Source organism: Thermalbibacter longus (assembly GCF_023806485.1).
GTDB classification, from domain to species: domain Bacteria; phylum Chloroflexota; class Chloroflexia; order Thermomicrobiales; family Thermomicrobiaceae; genus Thermalbibacter; species Thermalbibacter longus.
Genome location: NZ_JAMSLR010000003.1, coordinates 36,476 through 51,473 on the forward strand (window position 1 = coordinate 36,476; position 14,998 = coordinate 51,473).

At 67.5% G+C, this 14,998-nt stretch carries 17 protein-coding genes; 9 read left to right on the top strand and 8 right to left on the bottom strand.

The window, feature by feature from the left end; genetic code table 11:
* The first annotated feature begins 164 nt into the window (after positions 1-164).
* On the top strand, positions 165-1,355 hold the full coding sequence (locus NET02_RS05075) for a CaiB/BaiF CoA transferase family protein (RefSeq protein WP_284056294.1): 1,191 nt from the start codon (positions 165-167) through the stop codon (positions 1,353-1,355).
* A gap of 12 nt (positions 1,356-1,367) precedes the next feature.
* Here NET02_RS05075 and NET02_RS05080 read toward each other — a convergent pair whose 3' ends face one another.
* Together NET02_RS05080 and NET02_RS05085 are read right to left on the bottom strand one after the other, a co-directional pair.
* Positions 1,368-2,222 (bottom strand): ECF transporter S component, encoded by an 855-nt coding sequence (locus NET02_RS05080; RefSeq protein ID WP_284056295.1) that lies wholly within the window; start codon positions 2,220-2,222, stop codon positions 1,368-1,370.
* Positions 2,219-3,154 (bottom strand): cobalamin-binding protein, encoded by a 936-nt coding sequence (locus NET02_RS05085; protein WP_284056296.1) that lies wholly within the window; start codon positions 3,152-3,154, stop codon positions 2,219-2,221. The genes NET02_RS05080 and NET02_RS05085 overlap by 4 nt, the downstream gene beginning before the upstream one ends.
* A 183-nt stretch (positions 3,155-3,337) precedes the next feature.
* On the opposite strand from NET02_RS05085, the gene NET02_RS05090 reads away from it, so the two are divergent.
* Positions 3,338-3,913 (top strand): DNA-3-methyladenine glycosylase I, encoded by a 576-nt coding sequence (locus NET02_RS05090; protein ID WP_284056297.1) that lies wholly within the window; start codon positions 3,338-3,340, stop codon positions 3,911-3,913.
* Positions 3,914-3,940: 27 nt separating this feature from the next.
* On the opposite strand, the gene NET02_RS05095 is transcribed toward NET02_RS05090, so the two are convergent.
* Positions 3,941-4,321: a winged helix-turn-helix transcriptional regulator gene (locus tag NET02_RS05095; RefSeq protein ID WP_284056298.1), complete on the bottom strand. Its 381-nt coding sequence runs from the start codon at positions 4,319-4,321 to the stop codon at positions 3,941-3,943.
* Between the two features lie 115 nt (positions 4,322-4,436).
* On the opposite strand from NET02_RS05095, the gene NET02_RS05100 reads away from it, so the two are divergent.
* The 3 genes from NET02_RS05100 (at position 4,437) to NET02_RS05110 (ending at position 6,112) form a co-directional block, all read left to right on the top strand.
* Complete coding sequence (locus NET02_RS05100; RefSeq protein ID WP_284056299.1) at positions 4,437-5,006, top strand: YceI family protein; 570 nt, start codon at positions 4,437-4,439, stop codon at positions 5,004-5,006.
* Positions 5,007-5,059: 53 nt separating this feature from the next.
* Positions 5,060-5,446 (top strand): DoxX family protein, encoded by a 387-nt coding sequence (locus NET02_RS05105; RefSeq protein WP_284056300.1) that lies wholly within the window; start codon positions 5,060-5,062, stop codon positions 5,444-5,446.
* A gap of 81 nt (positions 5,447-5,527) precedes the next feature.
* On the top strand, positions 5,528-6,112 hold the full coding sequence (locus NET02_RS05110) for a DsbA family oxidoreductase (protein WP_284056301.1): 585 nt from the start codon (positions 5,528-5,530) through the stop codon (positions 6,110-6,112).
* Between the two features lie 11 nt (positions 6,113-6,123).
* Here the strand turns inward: NET02_RS05110 and NET02_RS05115 are convergent, their stop codons facing one another.
* The 3 genes from NET02_RS05115 to NET02_RS05125 all read right to left on the bottom strand — a co-directional run bounded on the left by NET02_RS05115 (position 6,124) and on the right by NET02_RS05125 (position 8,566).
* Entirely contained in the window at positions 6,124-6,828 is a 705-nt protein-coding gene (locus tag NET02_RS05115) for a PIG-L deacetylase family protein (RefSeq protein WP_284056302.1), read from the bottom strand.
* On the bottom strand, positions 6,828-7,643 hold the full coding sequence (locus NET02_RS05120) for a serine hydrolase (RefSeq protein WP_284056303.1): 816 nt from the start codon (positions 7,641-7,643) through the stop codon (positions 6,828-6,830). Before NET02_RS05120 ends, NET02_RS05115 begins: the two co-directional genes overlap by 1 nt.
* Positions 7,644-8,233: 590 nt before the next feature.
* Positions 8,234-8,566: an AbrB/MazE/SpoVT family DNA-binding domain-containing protein gene (locus NET02_RS05125; protein WP_284056304.1), complete on the bottom strand. Its 333-nt coding sequence runs from the start codon at positions 8,564-8,566 to the stop codon at positions 8,234-8,236.
* A gap of 57 nt (positions 8,567-8,623) precedes the next feature.
* On the opposite strand from NET02_RS05125, the gene NET02_RS05130 reads away from it, so the two are divergent.
* From NET02_RS05130 to NET02_RS05145, 4 genes are all read left to right on the top strand, one after another.
* Positions 8,624-9,820: a DUF711 family protein gene (locus NET02_RS05130; protein ID WP_284056305.1), complete on the top strand. Its 1,197-nt coding sequence runs from the start codon at positions 8,624-8,626 to the stop codon at positions 9,818-9,820.
* Positions 9,821-10,038: 218 nt separating this feature from the next.
* Positions 10,039-10,539 (top strand): hypothetical protein, encoded by a 501-nt coding sequence (locus NET02_RS05135; protein WP_284056306.1) that lies wholly within the window; start codon positions 10,039-10,041, stop codon positions 10,537-10,539.
* Positions 10,540-10,625: 86 nt separating this feature from the next.
* On the top strand, positions 10,626-11,192 hold the full coding sequence (locus tag NET02_RS05140; RefSeq protein ID WP_284056307.1) for an elongation factor P: 567 nt from the start codon (positions 10,626-10,628) through the stop codon (positions 11,190-11,192).
* A 138-nt stretch (positions 11,193-11,330) separates the two neighbouring features.
* Complete coding sequence (locus NET02_RS05145; RefSeq protein WP_284056308.1) at positions 11,331-12,191, top strand: class I SAM-dependent methyltransferase; 861 nt, start codon at positions 11,331-11,333, stop codon at positions 12,189-12,191.
* A 103-nt stretch (positions 12,192-12,294) separates the two neighbouring features.
* On the opposite strand, the gene NET02_RS05150 is transcribed toward NET02_RS05145, so the two are convergent.
* Both NET02_RS05150 and NET02_RS05155 read right to left on the bottom strand, forming a co-directional pair.
* The gene (locus NET02_RS05150) at positions 12,295-13,281 is read right to left on the bottom strand and encodes a CapA family protein (RefSeq protein ID WP_284056309.1); all 987 of its coding nucleotides are present in this window, start codon (positions 13,279-13,281) and stop codon (positions 12,295-12,297) included.
* Positions 13,282-13,405: 124 nt separating this feature from the next.
* Positions 13,406-14,902 (bottom strand): thioredoxin-like domain-containing protein, encoded by a 1,497-nt coding sequence (locus NET02_RS05155; RefSeq protein WP_347711001.1) that lies wholly within the window; start codon positions 14,900-14,902, stop codon positions 13,406-13,408.
* Positions 14,903-14,998 lie beyond the last annotated feature (96 nt).

Consider the following 14,998-nt stretch of genomic DNA (forward strand, 5'->3'; position numbering starts at 1 on the left):
CCTGGCACGGGGGCTGGCCGGGCCACGGACTCTCGCTGTGCCCCCTCGGCTGGGGCGTCGGCAGTTCGCCGAGGTCTCGCCTCGTGCCGGCCGGCTATGGCAGAGTACGCCTGACGGGCTGGCATGCCGGCCTCGGCACGGGCTGAGCGAGGTGAGGAGAGGCGATGAGCACGCAGGCGCTTTCCGGGATTCGGGTCGTCGATCTCACGCGGGTCATGGCGGGCCCGTACTGTACCATGCTGCTGGGCGACCTAGGTGCCGATGTCGTCAAGATCGAGCGCCCGGGCGCCGGCGACGATACCCGCTCCTGGGGGCCGCCGTTCATCGACGGTATCAGCGCCTACTATCTCTGCGTCAACCGGAACAAGCGGAGTATCACTCTCGATCTCAAGCACCCGGCCGGCCAGGAGATCCTCTGGCGACTCATCGAGCAGGCCGATGTGCTGGTCGAGAACTTCAGCCCGGGAACGGTCGAGCGGCTGGGCTTCGGCTACGAGGCGGTGCGCGGCCGGCGTCCCCAGATCGTCTACTGCTCGATCTCCGGCTTCGGCCAGACCGGGCCGGGCAAGGATCGCACGGCCTACGACCAGATCGTCCAGGGCATGTCCGGCCTGATGAGCGTGACGGGCTTCCCGGACGGCGTACCGACCCGCTTCGGCGTCCCGATCGCCGACATCGCGGCCGGGATGTTCGCCGCCTACGCGATCGTGGCCGCCCTGTTCCACCGCCAGCGTACCGGGGAGGGCCAGTACATCGATACCTCGATGCTCGGTGGGCAGGTGGCGCTGCTGACATATCAGGCCGGGATCTACTTCGCGACCGGAGAGACGCCAAAACGCACCGGCAATGCGCACCCGATCGTCGCGCCGTACCAGACGTTCAGCACGGCCGACGGCTACGTCAACATCGCGGCCGGCAACGATGCGATCTTCGCCCGTCTCTGCCGGGCGCTAGGGCTCGAGCGCTTGCTCGAGGACCCGCGTTTCCAGACCAACGCCGGCCGGATCACCAACCTGCCGGCGCTCGTCGAGTCGCTCGAAGCCGTGCTGAAGACCTACCGGACGTCCGAAGTGGTCGCCATGCTCGACGCGGCCGACGTGCCGTGCGGGCCGATCTACACCGTCCCTGAGGTCTTCGCGGATCCGCAGGTGCAGCACCTCGAGCTGCGCCAGCGCGTGCCCCACCCGGCGCTCGGCGAGGTAGACCAGCTCGGCTTCCCCTACCGTTTCTCTGCATCGCCGGCCGCGATTCGGCGGCATCCGCCGCTGCTCGGCGAGCATACCGAGGAGGTGCTGGCCGAGGTGGGCTACAGCCCGGCTGAGATCGCCCGGCTGCGCGAGGCCGGGGCCGTCTGAGTCGCTCGGCGCTCAGCCAGTGTTGCTCGGCCGCTCCCGCTCCGGAGCCTGGAGGGGCGGTGAGCCCAGAGGAACCCAAGGCTGCCAGGTGAAGCGCTCGCGGTAGCGGTCGAGCACGGCGATCACCGGGCGCCCCAGGAAGAGCACGAGCGCGGCGTTGCCCAGCGCGCGCGTCCCATCGAAGGCCAGCGAGGTGGCGAGATAGAAGCGCGCGTACGTCCACACGGCCTCCCCGGGCGACATGCCGGGATGCCAGTAGAGCCCGACCGGCTGCTCGATCCCCGGCGCGGCGAAAGGCCAGAACCAGAGGTTCATCAGAGCGCCGAAGAGAAAGCCCCAACCAGCCCCGAACGCGGCGAGCAGCGCTACTTCCCACCGGCCCCGCAGGCGCGGCAGCCAGCCGGCGGTCATCCCGACCCAGCCGGCTGCCAGCATCTGGTAAGGAAGCCAAGGGCCGACCCCGCCGGTGATCAGGGCCGAGAGCAGCAGGGTGAGCGATCCCATCAGGAAGCCGAACTCGGCCCCATAGCAGTAGCCGGCCAGGATGATCAGCAGGAAGATCGGCGAGGCGCCGAGCAGGCTGGGGATCAGTCGAAGCGCCGCGTCGAAGGCCACCAGCACGCCGAGCAGCGCGACGAGGCGCGAGCGCGAAGGGCCCAGCGCCCGCCACTGCAGCTCGAAGAGCAGAACCAGCAGGCACGCGCCCGCCAGCGCGGCGAACAGCAATGGGACGACGACACCCCGGTCGCGCTCGTCAAGCGGTTGATTGACGTAAGGCAAGAGAAAAGGATAGAGGAACGCCAGGATGCCGACTGCGCTCGCCAGCGCGAGCACCAGCGTGCTGGCGCGCTGCTTGCCCCAGCTCATCCGACGGGCTCCGGCGCGGCGAAGCGGATGGGGGACGCGCTCTCCGGCGGGCCGAAGCGGGCGAACGCGGCCGGGTGGAGGATGCCGGCGAGGATCTCTAACCCGGTCACCAGCCGCGGCCCCGGGCGGCTGAAGTAGCTGGAAGCATCGACGGCGTAGATCTGGCCGCTCGCCACCGCCGGGGTGTCCAGCAGGCCGGGCACCTGGCCCAAGTCGGTGGCCACCGCGCGAGCGCCAGCGAGATTGTAGCCACACGGCATCAGCACCAGTACCTCGGGCGAGGCGGCCAGGACGTCCTCCCAGGTCACCGTGAACGACGGAGCGCCCGGCTGGCCGAGCAGGTCACGCCCACCCGCGAGCCTGACCATCTCCGGTACCCAGTGCCCAGCGACCATCGGCGGATCGAGCCATTCGAGACAGACCACACCGGGTTCTCGCTCGACCTCCTCCAGCCGCTGCCGCACGGAACCGATCCGGTGCTCCAGGCTCGCGACGACCGCCGCGGCCGTCGCGCTCCGGCCGGTGTGCTCGCCGATGAGCAGGATCGAGTCGAGCACCTCGCGCAGCGTGTGCGGCTCCACCGAGAGCACCTCGGGCCGCTGGGGAAGTGCTCGCGCGATCCCTACGACGTCCTCGTAGGAGACGGCGCAGACCGGGCAGAGCGCCTGGGTGAGGATCAGGTGAGGGCGGAGCTGGGCCAGGCGCTCGATGTCGAGCTGGTAGAGCGGTTGGCCGGATCGCACGAGCTCGCGGACGGCGCGATCGATCTCGGCCTGGCGCAGACCGGGTGGCAAAACGCTGCGCGTGATCTTCGGCTTGGCGCGTACCGGCGGTGGGTAGTCGCATTCGTGGGTCACCGCGACCAGCTCGTCGACCAAACCTAGAGCGTAGCAGATCTCGGTCAGGCTGGGCAAAAGCGAGACGATGCGCATCGAGCGTCTTCTCCGATCGCGAGCACGCTGGCTGGCACCGCGCCAGCAAGTATGGCACCGATCGCTCTCATCGTCCGTAGCGTACAGGTCGAGCGAGGCCCAGCGCGTTCGCGATCGGCTGAGGTACCCTTCCGTTGCGCGGCCTCGACCCGGGGCGATAGTGTCGACCAGGAAAGAATGGGCGTGAGCGCGGAGCTAGGAGAAGTGATCCGCTGCGGCTGGGCCAGCACTCCGCTCTCCATCGCCTACCACGACCAGGAATGGGGTGTCCCGGTCCATGACGACCGTAGCCTCTTCGAGATGCTCGTCCTGGAGGGCGCCCAGGCGGGGTTGAGCTGGCTGACCATCCTGGCCAAGCGGGAGGCCTATCGTGCCGCGTTCGACTTCTTCGACCCCGAGCTCGTCGCGCGCTACGACGACCGGAAAGTGGTCCAGCTCCTCGCCAATCCTGGCATTGTGCGCAACCGGCAGAAGATCGAGGCCGCGATCCAGAATGCCCGTGCTTTCCTGGCGGTGCAGCAGGAGTTCGGCAGCTTCGATGCCTACGTCTGGCGCTTCGTCGATGGCCGGCCCAAGCGGAATGCCTGGCGGAGACTCGATGAGCTGCCGGGCAGCACGCCGGAATCCGAGGCGCTGAGCCAAGACCTGCGCCGGCGCGGCTTCCGGTTCGTCGGCCCGACGATCTGCTACGCCTTCATGCAGGCGGTCGGCATGGTCAACGACCACCTGGTGGACTGCTTTCGGTACCGCGAGCTCTAACCGGCCGGCGTGGCCAGTACAGGCTGCTCACTCGCACGGTTCGACGGGGAGGGCGTCCTCGTCGGGCTGGAGGGCAGGCTCGGGCACGGCAGCGAGCCAGATCTCGCCGAACTGCCTGAGCTGCTCGACCAGCGGCAGCGCTGCCAGTCCCATCTCGGTCAGGGTGTACTCGACCCGGGGCGGGACCTCGGCAAACTGCCGGCGCGTGATCATCCCCGCGCTCTCGAGGTGGCGCAGGCGGTTGGAGAGCACCGCTGGGCTCATGCCGGTCGAATGGAGCAGTTCCTGGAAGCGCCGGCTGCCGTGGCCGAGATCGCGCAACAGGAGCAATGTCCAGTGATCCCCGAGCAACTGCGCTGCCCGGGCGATCGGACAGGCTTCCTTCTGCAATGTGTCGCTCCGTCGCATGGCTGGCTCCTCGTACCTGCATTGTAGCGCAAATTCGGAGTTGACATGGCGACCCCGGTTCAGTATTATATCAGTAGTTGATACGTTTTACGTAGTAATGGGAGGGTTCGAGGCAATGCAGCAGAGGACGGTCGCTCCTGAGGTAACCGGCGTCGCCCGCTGGGAGATCGACCCGGTCCACAGCGAGATCGCATTCTCGGTGCGCCACATGATGGTGGCGACCGTTCGTGGCCGGTTCAATCAGTTCCAGGGGGTCATCGAGTTCGACCCGGCTCACCCGGAGAGCGGTCGAGTCGAGGTGACCATCGACGCGGCGAGCATCGATACCCGCAACGAGCAGCGGGACAACCACCTGCGCTCGCCGGATTTCCTCAACGTGGAACAGTATCCGACGATCACCTTCGTCAGCAAGCGTATCGAGCCGCTGGGGGACAACCGGTTCCGGGTCGTCGGTGACCTGACGCTTCGCGGGGTGACCAGGGAGGTTGCGCTCGACGCTGAGTTCCTGGGAGTCGGCAAGGATCCCTGGGGCGGCGAGCGGGCTGGCTTCACCGCCCGCACGAAGCTGAACCGGCACGACTTCGGCGCGAGCTGGAATGTGGCGCTCGAGGCCGGCGGCTTCCTGGTGGGCGACACGCTTGACCTAACGCTCGACATCGAGGCCGTGCGCAAAGAAATAGCGTGAACGAACAGGGGGCTGGGGAATTCCCCAGCCCCTCTGCGCGGGGGAGGTGGCGCATGGATTGGGTCTTCTTGATCGGCCGTCTCGTCTTCGGATTGTTCTTCGTCCTCAACGGGATCAACCACTTCGCGCAACTCCGAGGGATGAGCGCCTACGCTGCGTCGAAGGGCGTCCCGGCGCCGCAAGCTGCGGTCATCGTGACCGGGTTGCTCCTTCTTCTCGGCGGGCTGAGCATCGCGACTGGCTACCAACCGGTGGTCGGTGCGGTGCTGCTCGTCGTCTTCCTGGTACCGGTCGCCTTCATTATGCACAATTTCTGGGCCGAGACAGATCCCATGTCGCGCGCCAACCAGATGGCCCACTTTTTAAAGAACCTGGCCCTCGCCGGCGCGGCGCTCGCGCTGATGTATGTGCCGACACCGTGGCCGCTCAGCCTTGGTTGATCGGCATGCTACGGGTAAGACCTCAGGGAGGGGGCGATGCGCATTGAGTTCTTCCACGACGCGCTCTGAGCGTGGTGCTACGTGCTGTCGCCCCGTGTGCGGCGACTCGTCACCGAGCACCCGGGTCTCGAGATCGTTCACCGTTGCTTCGCGCTAGCGCCGACACCGGACGCGATCGTCGCGATCTTCGGCTCCCGCGAGCGTGGCAAACGGGAGATTCTCGAGCACTGGCGGGCAGCCAATCGCCATGACGATGAGCGGCGTATCCAGCCGGATCTGATGGCCGCGCGTCCCTTCGATTACCCGTACTCGATGCCCGCGCTCCGGGCCTGTAAGGCGGCCGAGTTCCTCGGGGGTCAGCCGGCGCACTGGGACATGTTCGATCGAGTGCAGGCCGCGCATCTCACCGAGTGCCGCAACATCGCCGATGACGCTGTGCTCCGCGACTGCGCCGTCGACATCGGGCTCGATCCGGTCGCGTGGGAACGGTACTACCGGAGCGAGGCCGTGGCCCGTGCCGTTCAGGACGACTTGCTGCGGGCCCGCCAGCTCGGTGTCCACGCGGTGCCGACGCTGGTCGCCGAGGGACGTGCTGTTCTCTCTGGCGCCCAGCCGTACCCGATCCTGGAACGCTGGGTGAGTGAACTACGCCGCCTGCGGGTGTGAGCGGCGCGGGCTCACTCCAGGTCGACCGCGAGGAACGCTTCGGCCAGCGCCAGGCCGGCCGGGCGCCCTGCCTCCTCCGCCCGCCGGCGTAGCCGCGTTTCCAGGCCGCCGGGGAACGCGCCGACCTGGGTGGCGTGGAGCCGCAGCGCGGCCAGCTTGCGCTCGAAGACCGGCGCGATGTCGACGAATGTATCTGGTCGATCGGTACCGAAGAGGAGCACGCGCGGGACCACGTGCGGGCGCAGGCCCTGCGCGAGGTGCTGGGGGAAGAAGGTGGCTAGCCGGCAGGACGGAAAAGCGGCAGCGAGCGCTGCCGCGCCGACGGCCCGGTGATCTGGGTGCTGGCGGTAGAGCCGGGTCAGCGGGTCGTGGGTCAGCAGCAGATCGGGCCGGAAGCGCCGGATCTCAGCGGTCAGCCGCTCGCGCAGCTCGAGCGTGTCGAACACCTCGCCGTCAGTGAAGCGAAGGAAGGTGACGCCCTCGACGCCGAGCAGGCGCGCCGAGGCTTCCTGCTCTGCCTCGCGCACCTGGGTGAAGCCTTCGGGCCGGTCCCACTCCGGCGGTTGCCCCTTGTCGCCGGAGGTCACGACAACGTAGCGGACGACGACGCCAGCGTCGGTCCAGCGGGCAACCGTGCCGGCGCAGAAGAAGTCGGGGTCGTCGGGGTGAGCGCCGACGATCAGCACGCGCCGGGCGTCCGGCAGGGATCCGCTCATTACTCTCCCTTTCGCTTCGCTGATCCTACCTGGCTTACCCAGGTCTGGTAGCAGGCCAGCGCGAGATCACAGAGCGCGCGCCGGCCCAGTTCCTGGTCGACGAGGCCGCGTGAAAGCAGGACCATGACGAGCCGGCCAGCGGGCGCCCAGATGATGGCGGCATCGTGGGTGTGGCCGGGGAGGCTTCCGGTCTTGTTCCCGACCACGGCTTCCTCGGGGAGTCTCCCAGGGATGAGATCCCGGAACTGCTGCGCCTTCAGGATCTGGCGCAGATCCTGGAGCAGCGGCCCCTCAGGCACGATGTGGCCGAGTTCGAGAGCCGCGAGCAGCGTGGCCATATCGCGGGCGCTGATCAGGTTCTCTGGCTCGTCGCCCTGCGCTGCCCGCCCGAGGAACTTGCGGGCGAGAACTGTCTGCGCCAGCCCGAGCCGTCGTGCCAGGCCGTTGATGCGCTCGAAGCTGAGCCGGTCGATCAGCAGGTTCGAGGCAGTGTTGTCGCTGACGATGACCATCAACACCGCCAGGTCGCGCAGAGTGAGCGGGAGGCCCGGCCGCAGCCAGCGCAGGACGCCGCTGCCGCCCACCCAGCTCTCCGGCTCGACCCGCACCGGCTCGCCAGGATGAGCCTCCCCGGTCTCGAACTGCCGGTAGGCCTCGGCCAGGATCAGCAGCTTGATCACGCTGGCGGCAGTGACCGGTACCTCGGCTCGGTAGCTGAGCTCCCAATCGCGATCGAGATCGCGGGCCAGCAGGCTCACCCGCCCGGGGACGTGCTCGATCGCTTCCCTGACCGGCGTAGGCATCGTCTCCGGCATGCGCACCTCCCGGGCGGCAGTATAGGCCCACCGTGCCGCCGGCGGGAGTATGGCAGAATGCCGACCTGTCCCGGTCGTCCGAGTGTCGCCGCATCATCTTTTCTGGATGCCTGCTACCCGCGGATCACGTCAGGGTAGATGAAGACTTCATGGCCCTACAGAAGCGGAAGGCAATCAGGGTTCGTATCTCGCGATGCCGTCGATGCCATCGTAATCGTTATCGTAGCTGTAGATCAATGGCGGTCCAGCATGCCGCATGAGCCCGATCAGGAGCGCATCGGTGAAGTCCAGTACCGGGTTCGCGCTTTAGAGGAGAAGTGCTGTCAGCACCGCGCGCCGATTCGGGACTCGGAAACCGGGGAGGGATACAAGAGGGAGCAAGAGCTCCGCGATTTCACTTCTAGGCTTGTTGTAAAGCCGCTTTGATGAGAGAACGTAGACGACATCGGCGAGAACAACGTGAGGCACGCGGACTACAAGGTTCCCCTGCTCAACCCGCTCAAACAGAGATTTCGCAGCCCCTTGCTTGATGGGGTCATCACCAGTAAGTAGGCGGATAATCACGTCAGCGTCAACATAAGGAGCGTCCATCATTCATTACGGAACTTTCTTTCCAACGCGTCTTCTCGGGCTATTTGAAGCATCTCCTCGATATCTCGCGGTTCAGCGAGTCTTCCGGCCGCCCCAGCGAGGGAAGCAACCGTGGGATATTTCAGTGCTTTGAGTTCGACCCTACCCTGATCCATCAAGACGAACAAAACCCGGTCACCCTCCTTGAGCCCGAGATGCGATCGCACCTCAGCGGGGATCGTCACTTGGCCCTTGCTCGTGATTGTCGAAAGGATCTCTTTCATGGCACTTCCCGAAGATAAAGCGATGATGCCCGCGTACGTGACGGTAACAAAGGTGTTGCCCAGCGTCAAGGACTCCGTGCCGTGACTCGCAGTATGCTGGAGGTGAAGATGAGGGGAGGCGCGGCGATGCAGGTTCGGGCAATCACCGTAGGTGCGGAGGTCACTCTTGCCGACGGCACGATCCGGCTGGACGAGCGGCTCATCGATTTCGGCGAGCGAGCACGCCGGCACTTCAGCGCTGCCGGCCTCGCGGTGCAGACGTTCCGGCTAGCCAGCCAGCCCTTCCCCGAGGTCGTGCCGGCCGAGCCGGCGGCGGTGCTGGCTCTTGCCCGGGGGCTGGAGCAGGCCGGGATGGAAACTGGCTACGAATACGTCTCGCTCGGGCCGGCCGGCCCGCAGCAGCTCGACTGGGTATCCCCGCTGGCCGAGGCGCTGGTGGCCACCGAGCGCGTCTTCGGCACGGTTGCGGTGGCAGACCAGCCCTGGGGAATCTCGCTGCCGGCCGTCGTCGCCGCCGCTTCGGTCATCCGGACGCTGGCCGAGCGGACGCCGGGCGGGTTCGGCAACCTGCGCTTCGCCGCGCTGGCCAACTGCCCGCCAGCTATCCCCTTCTTCCCCGCTGGCTATCACCGCGGGCCGCAGCCGGCCTTCGGCGTGGCCTGGGAAGCGGCCGACCTGGCGGTCGAGGCGTTCACCGGTGCCGGGACGCTGGCGGAAGCAGAGACGCGCCTGCTGGAGCTCGTCACTCGCGAGGCGCGCCGGGTAGCGGAGGTCGCCAGCCAGGTCGCGGAGGAGACCGGCTTCCGCTTCGCTGGGATCGATCTGTCGCTCGCGCCGTTTCCGGAGGATGCCCGCAGCATCGGCGAGGCGGTCGAGCGGCTGGGCGTCGATTCTTTCGGCGCGCCCGGCACGCTCTTCGCCGCGGCGATGATTACCCGCGCGCTCCAGCGGGCCGAGGTGCCGAAGACCGGGTTCTGTGGCCTGATGCTGCCGGTGCTGGAGGATTCAGTCCTCGGCCGGCGCGCAGCCGAGGGCACCTATGCGGTGAACGATCTCCTGCTCTGGTCGGCCGTCTGCGGGCTGGGGCTGGACGTGGTGCCGCTACCTGGGGATGTGAGCTTGGACGAGCTGCGCGGCTTGATCCTGGACGTCGCGACGCTGGCTGTTCGGCTACAGAAGCCGCTCACCGCGCGCTTGATGCCGCTGCCGGGCAAGCGGGCCGGAGACCCGACCGACTTCGACTTTCCCTACTTCGCAAATACGGTGGCGATGCCCACGCGAGGCGCCGGAGCGGCACGGCTCTTTGCCCGCGAAGGGCTGTAGCCGAGCGAGGGTGTGGTCTAGTCTCCCTGTCCAGGCCGCCGGCTGTCCGGTAGCCGGCAGGAGCCTCGGCATTGATTCATGAGTGCCAAACGACACGGGTAGGATTCTTGTGGAGAGTCAAAAGTCCTGGGTTTAATATGGATGGTGGGCGCTGTATACTTCTTAAGTGAGTGTCGGAAAGTGGTGGCAAGTAATCTGTATAGGGAGGAGACAGGCCGGTGGCTCGTATCACGATCACGATCGAGGGCGAATCGCAAGAGATCGAGGCGATCCAGTCCGTGCTGCAGCGACTTGCCGGCGCCACGATGGTGGCCGGAGCCGAGGAGGCGGTGGCGGGCGAAGCTGGGTGGCCCGGGGGCGAACGGCAGAGCTGGACGTTCGAAGAGTTCCAGCAATTCTGGAGCCGGCTCAAGGAGGGTGCTCGGCAGATTCTGGCCGAGATCGCGAAGCGGCCAGAGGGGTATCCGATGGCCGAGCTCGAGCGGGCGCTCGGCCTGCCGGCGCGGGTGATCGGTGGGCGACTGAGCTCGGTCGGCCATGCGATGCGGCGGTTCGAGCATAAGGAGGAACCAGTCGAGTTCCGCACCGGTGGCGATCAGGAAGCGCGGCGCGTCTACTTTATGAAGCCGGACATCGCCCGGATGATCCGTCGCCTGTCGGAGGGTGAGCGCGCGCTCGGAACGGAGAGCAATCAAGCCGTAGGGAGCCCGGCTGAGTAGCCGCTTCGCTGTCGAAGCCGGGGCTTTCTCGCGCTGCCGGCCTGCTAGCGCTGCCTGATCGAGCTGACACGGAGGAGGAGGCAGCGATGCTGGTTGCACGCGACGTGCGGGAAGGTCAAGTCCTCCGCCTCGATGGGGATCTCTACCGGGTAATCTCAGTGACAGTCCACACGGGCACTGCCCAGTTGACTGGCGCTGTGCGCGCTACTGTACGCAACCTCCGCACCGGCACCGTGACCGAGCTCCGCTGGCCGCTCGACACGCGCCTGGAAGACGTGCCGCTCGAGCGCGTCGAGCTCCAGTTCCTCTATGCCGACCCGGAAGAGGTCGTCCTGATGCATCCGGAGACCTTCGAGCAGTTCACTGTCCCTCGGGCTGCGCTGGAGCGCTACCTCCCCTTCTTGAAGGAAGGCTCATCCGTGTATGCCTGGCTCTACGAGGGGCGACCGGTCGACCTCGATCTGCCCAAGCAGGTGCCGCTCGTCGTCGCCTCCTGCGGGGCGGGGATCCGTGGCCGGGCCGAGCACACGATGAAGGAGGCGGTGCTCGAGAACGGGATGACGGTCATGGTGCCCCAGTTCATCCAGCCCGGCGACACGATCCTGGTCGATGTCGAGACGGGCAGCTACATCGAGCGCCTATGGCGGAAGTGAGACCAGGTCGAGGCACCCGCCGGTGGCCGCGCGTGGAGCGCCATCTTCGCTCGGCATGCGCTCTCGTGCCGTCCGCGGTGTCCAGTGCGGGTGGGCGCATCTGCTATGCTTCGCCTCGCTGATGAGGAGGGGGTGGACATGCGCCGCGATTTGCACGAGGCCAACCGCTGGTCGTGGAACGCCGCGACGGCGGCCCACAATACGCATAAGGGCGACCAGGCTCACTTCTTCCGCGAGGGTGGCAGCACCTTGCACCGTGAAGAGCTGGAGCTGCTCGGCGATCTGCCCGCCCGATCCGTACTCCACCTCCAGTGCAACAGTGGCCAGGATACGTTGAGTCTCGCCCGGTTGGGAGCGACCGTCACCGGCGTGGACATCAGCGACACGGCCATCGAGTTCGCTCGCCAGCTCTCGGCTGAGGCCGGGATTCCGGCCACTTTCCACCGCGCCGACGTCTACGACTGGCTGGCCGAGGCGGCGGAGCGGCCGGAGCGGTACGACGTCGTCTTCTCGTCCTACGGCGCCCTCTGCTGGCTCTCTGACCTCAAGCGCTGGGCTGCTGGCATCGCCGCGGTGCTCGCGCCGGGCGGCCGGCTCGTCGTGGTGGACTTCCACCCGGTTTGGATGATGTTCGACGACGATTGGGCCCTGCGCTATCCCTATTCGGGGTTCGATGAAGACAACGTGCTGCTCGCTGACGAAGGGGTCGGCGACTACGTGGCCTTCGAGCTGCGAGCGCGAGTGCCCGGCCAGCCCGTACCCGGAGTGGAGAGCTTCCAGAATCCGCATCCCGCCTATGAGTTCTGCTGGGGGCTCGGCGATATCGTGACGGCGATCCTCGATGCCGGGCTCCGCCTGGAGGCGCTGCGCGAGTATCCGGCGAGCCCGTACACGCTGCGGCCCGGCATGCGGCTGGTCGGCGACCGCTGGTACCCGCCGGAAGCCTTCCCGCCGATGCCGCTGCTGTTCGGGATCCGGGCAGTGCGCCTACCTCAGTGAGCGAGGTGGGCGCACCGGTTCTCCGGAGACTCCGTGACCGCTACGCGCGTCCTCGGTCGTGTCTCCTCGGGCGCGCGGATGAGTGTCGCCTGGGACGAACCGCTCAGCGCAGCTCGATCTCCAGCCCATCGGCTACTCGCCGTGCCTCCGTGCCCAGTTGCCGGCAGAGCGAGCCCATCTTGTCGCAGATGCTGTCCCGGCGCGTCCCTCGCGCTAGCCGGGCCTGGAACTCCTCGATGACTGTCGGGATGAGCGAGAGCCGCGTCAGCTCTCGGCCCGAGAGGTAGGCTTGGAAGATGAACGACTCATCGTTCCGCTCCACCTGATCGATCGCGTAGTCGTCTACGAAGTCGCCGCAACTGTAGAAGATCGGCCGGCCGCGGTAGACCTCGATGCCGCGGACGATGTGCGCGCTGTGGCCGAAGATGATGTCGGCTCCACTCTCGATCAGCAGGCGAGCGGCCGGTGGGTGCTCCGGCGGTGGCTGGTAGCCCCAGTTCGGCCCCCAGTGGAGGGAGACCACCACGAGGTCAGCCGCTCGCTTCGCCGCGCGCACGAGTGTTACGAGTCGCTGGAACCGCTCATCGGCGGGATCGATCGGGATATAGAAGACCCCTGGCCTGTCCGCTGTCGCCTCCCAGTCAGGCTGGTTGTCGGTCGCCGCGAGGAACGCGATCCGTAGGCCATCGATGGCGAGCCAGGCCGGCTGCTGGGCTTCGAGCGCGGTCAGCCCTGCCCCAGCGTGCCGGATGCCGGACGCGTCCAGGTTCCGAAGCGTCTCCCGCAGGCCCGGCTCCCCGTAGTCGAGCACGTGGTTGTTGGCGAGCGACACCGCGTCGATGCGGGCCACCTCGAGCACCTCGACGTTTCTGGCATCGGTGCGGAAGCAGAAGACCTTGCCAGGCTCGGGCTCGCCCCAGTCGGTGATGGCGCACTCGAGGTTGACGAAGCGCGCGCTGGCACGCTGCAGCAGCGGTAGCGTGTCTCCCCAGGGATACGCGGGCGGCAGGCGCTTCAGCGCGAGGTTGACCAGCCGGCCGAGCATCACGTCGCCGAGGAAGATCAGGGTTCGCTCGCCTCCGCTTGTCATGGCAGTGTGCCTCGAGTCTCGAGGGGGACTGTCTCCGGAGTCCTCGCAATGATAGCTTCCAGGGGCGATGCCCGGCAGGGGAGAGGGGCTCGGCTGAACGGGCGCGCTGCTGCCCGGAGATCCCTCAGGACAGCGCGAGCGCCAGCGTGGTGACTACGCCGGATTGGAGGTCGACCACGCGCACGGCGTGGTTATTGGTGTCGGCCACGTAGAGCACGCCGTCCCCGGCCGAGACGCCGCCCGGCTCGTAGAAACGGGCCTCCGGGCCGCTCCCGTCCCGCAGGCCCGGCTCGCCGTCGCCCAGCCAGCTCTCGCACCGCCGGGTAGCCGGGTCGAGCCGCTTGATCTTGTGGTTGTAGCTGTCGGCGACGTAGAGCATACCGTCGTGCCAGGCCACGTCGAGCGGGTGCTGGAGCCGTGCCTGATCCCCGACCCCATCCACGTCACCGAAGTCGAACAGCCCGACGCCGACGAGCCGGTGCACCCGGAGATCGTCGCCCGGCGGCAGGTCGACGACGCGGATGGCGCTTGTCTCGCTGTCGGCGACGTAGAGCACGGTGTCGTCGGTGCTGAGGCCGCTCGGCTGGGCGAACCAGGCCCGGTCGAGCCGTCCGCCCTGGATGCCCTCCATGCCGGAGCCGGCATAGGGCGCGAGCCAGCCCTGGTTCAGGTCGAGCGTCCAGATCTGGTGCATGCCGGCCATCGCGATGAAGAGCACGCCGCCGTGGAGCGTGAGTGCCCAAGGCGAGCGGAGGTCGACCTGGCGGGCCGGCCCTGGCCCAGCGTAGCTCATCCCGAGCCGGCCGGTTCCAGCGATCGTCGTGACCTGCCCGCTCATCAGATCGACCTGCCGGATGGCGTGATTGCCGGTGTCCGCTACGTAGAGCGTGTCGCCGGCCAGCGCCATCCCCTGAGGATGTCGAAACGCTGCGCTCTCCGCTGGCCCGTCGGCCAGGTCAGGCTGGCCGCTGCCGATGACCCGGGCCTCGCTCCCGTCTGGCCGGGCGACGACCAGCCGGTGGTGGCCGGAGTCGGCGATGACCAGCCGGCGGCCGGCGGGGTCGGCCAGCACTTTGCCGGGAAAGGCGAGCGCGCTGTCCGGTCGTGGCAGGGGCCGGAGCGCGGCCACCGGGGAGCGGTCGATCAGCCCCTTCGCCTCGTACTCTTCTACCAGCCGGCGGATGACGGCGGCGAGCCCGGCAGCGCTGGCTTCTCCCTCGTGGACGCCCGCGATTCTCCCCTCCGGATCGATGAAGACCAGGGTGGGCCAGGCGCGCACCGCATAGGTTCGCCAGGTGATCAGTTCGGGGTCATTGACGACCGGGTGCTCGATCTCGTAGCGCAGGACGGCCTGGCGCACGTTTGCATCGACGCGCTCGGCCGTGAACTTCGGCGAGTGGACGCCGATGGTCACCAGCACGTCGGGGAACTGCCGCTCGACCTCCCCCAACTGGGAGAGCAGGTGCAGGCAGTTGATTCAGCAATACGTCCAGAAATCGAGAAGGACGACCTTTCCCCGCAGCTCGGCGAGCGTGAGGGGCTGCTCGGTGTTGAACCAGGCGAGGCCAGGCGGGAACTCAGGCGCCCGTACCTTGCCCAAGCCGGTCAGTCGCTCCCACATCGTGCACGCTCCTCGCGGTCGGGGCCAGTGGCCCGGTATGTCCCAATGCTACCTGATCTCGGCGGGCGTGGTGCCAGTTGCCCTAGAGGGACGAAT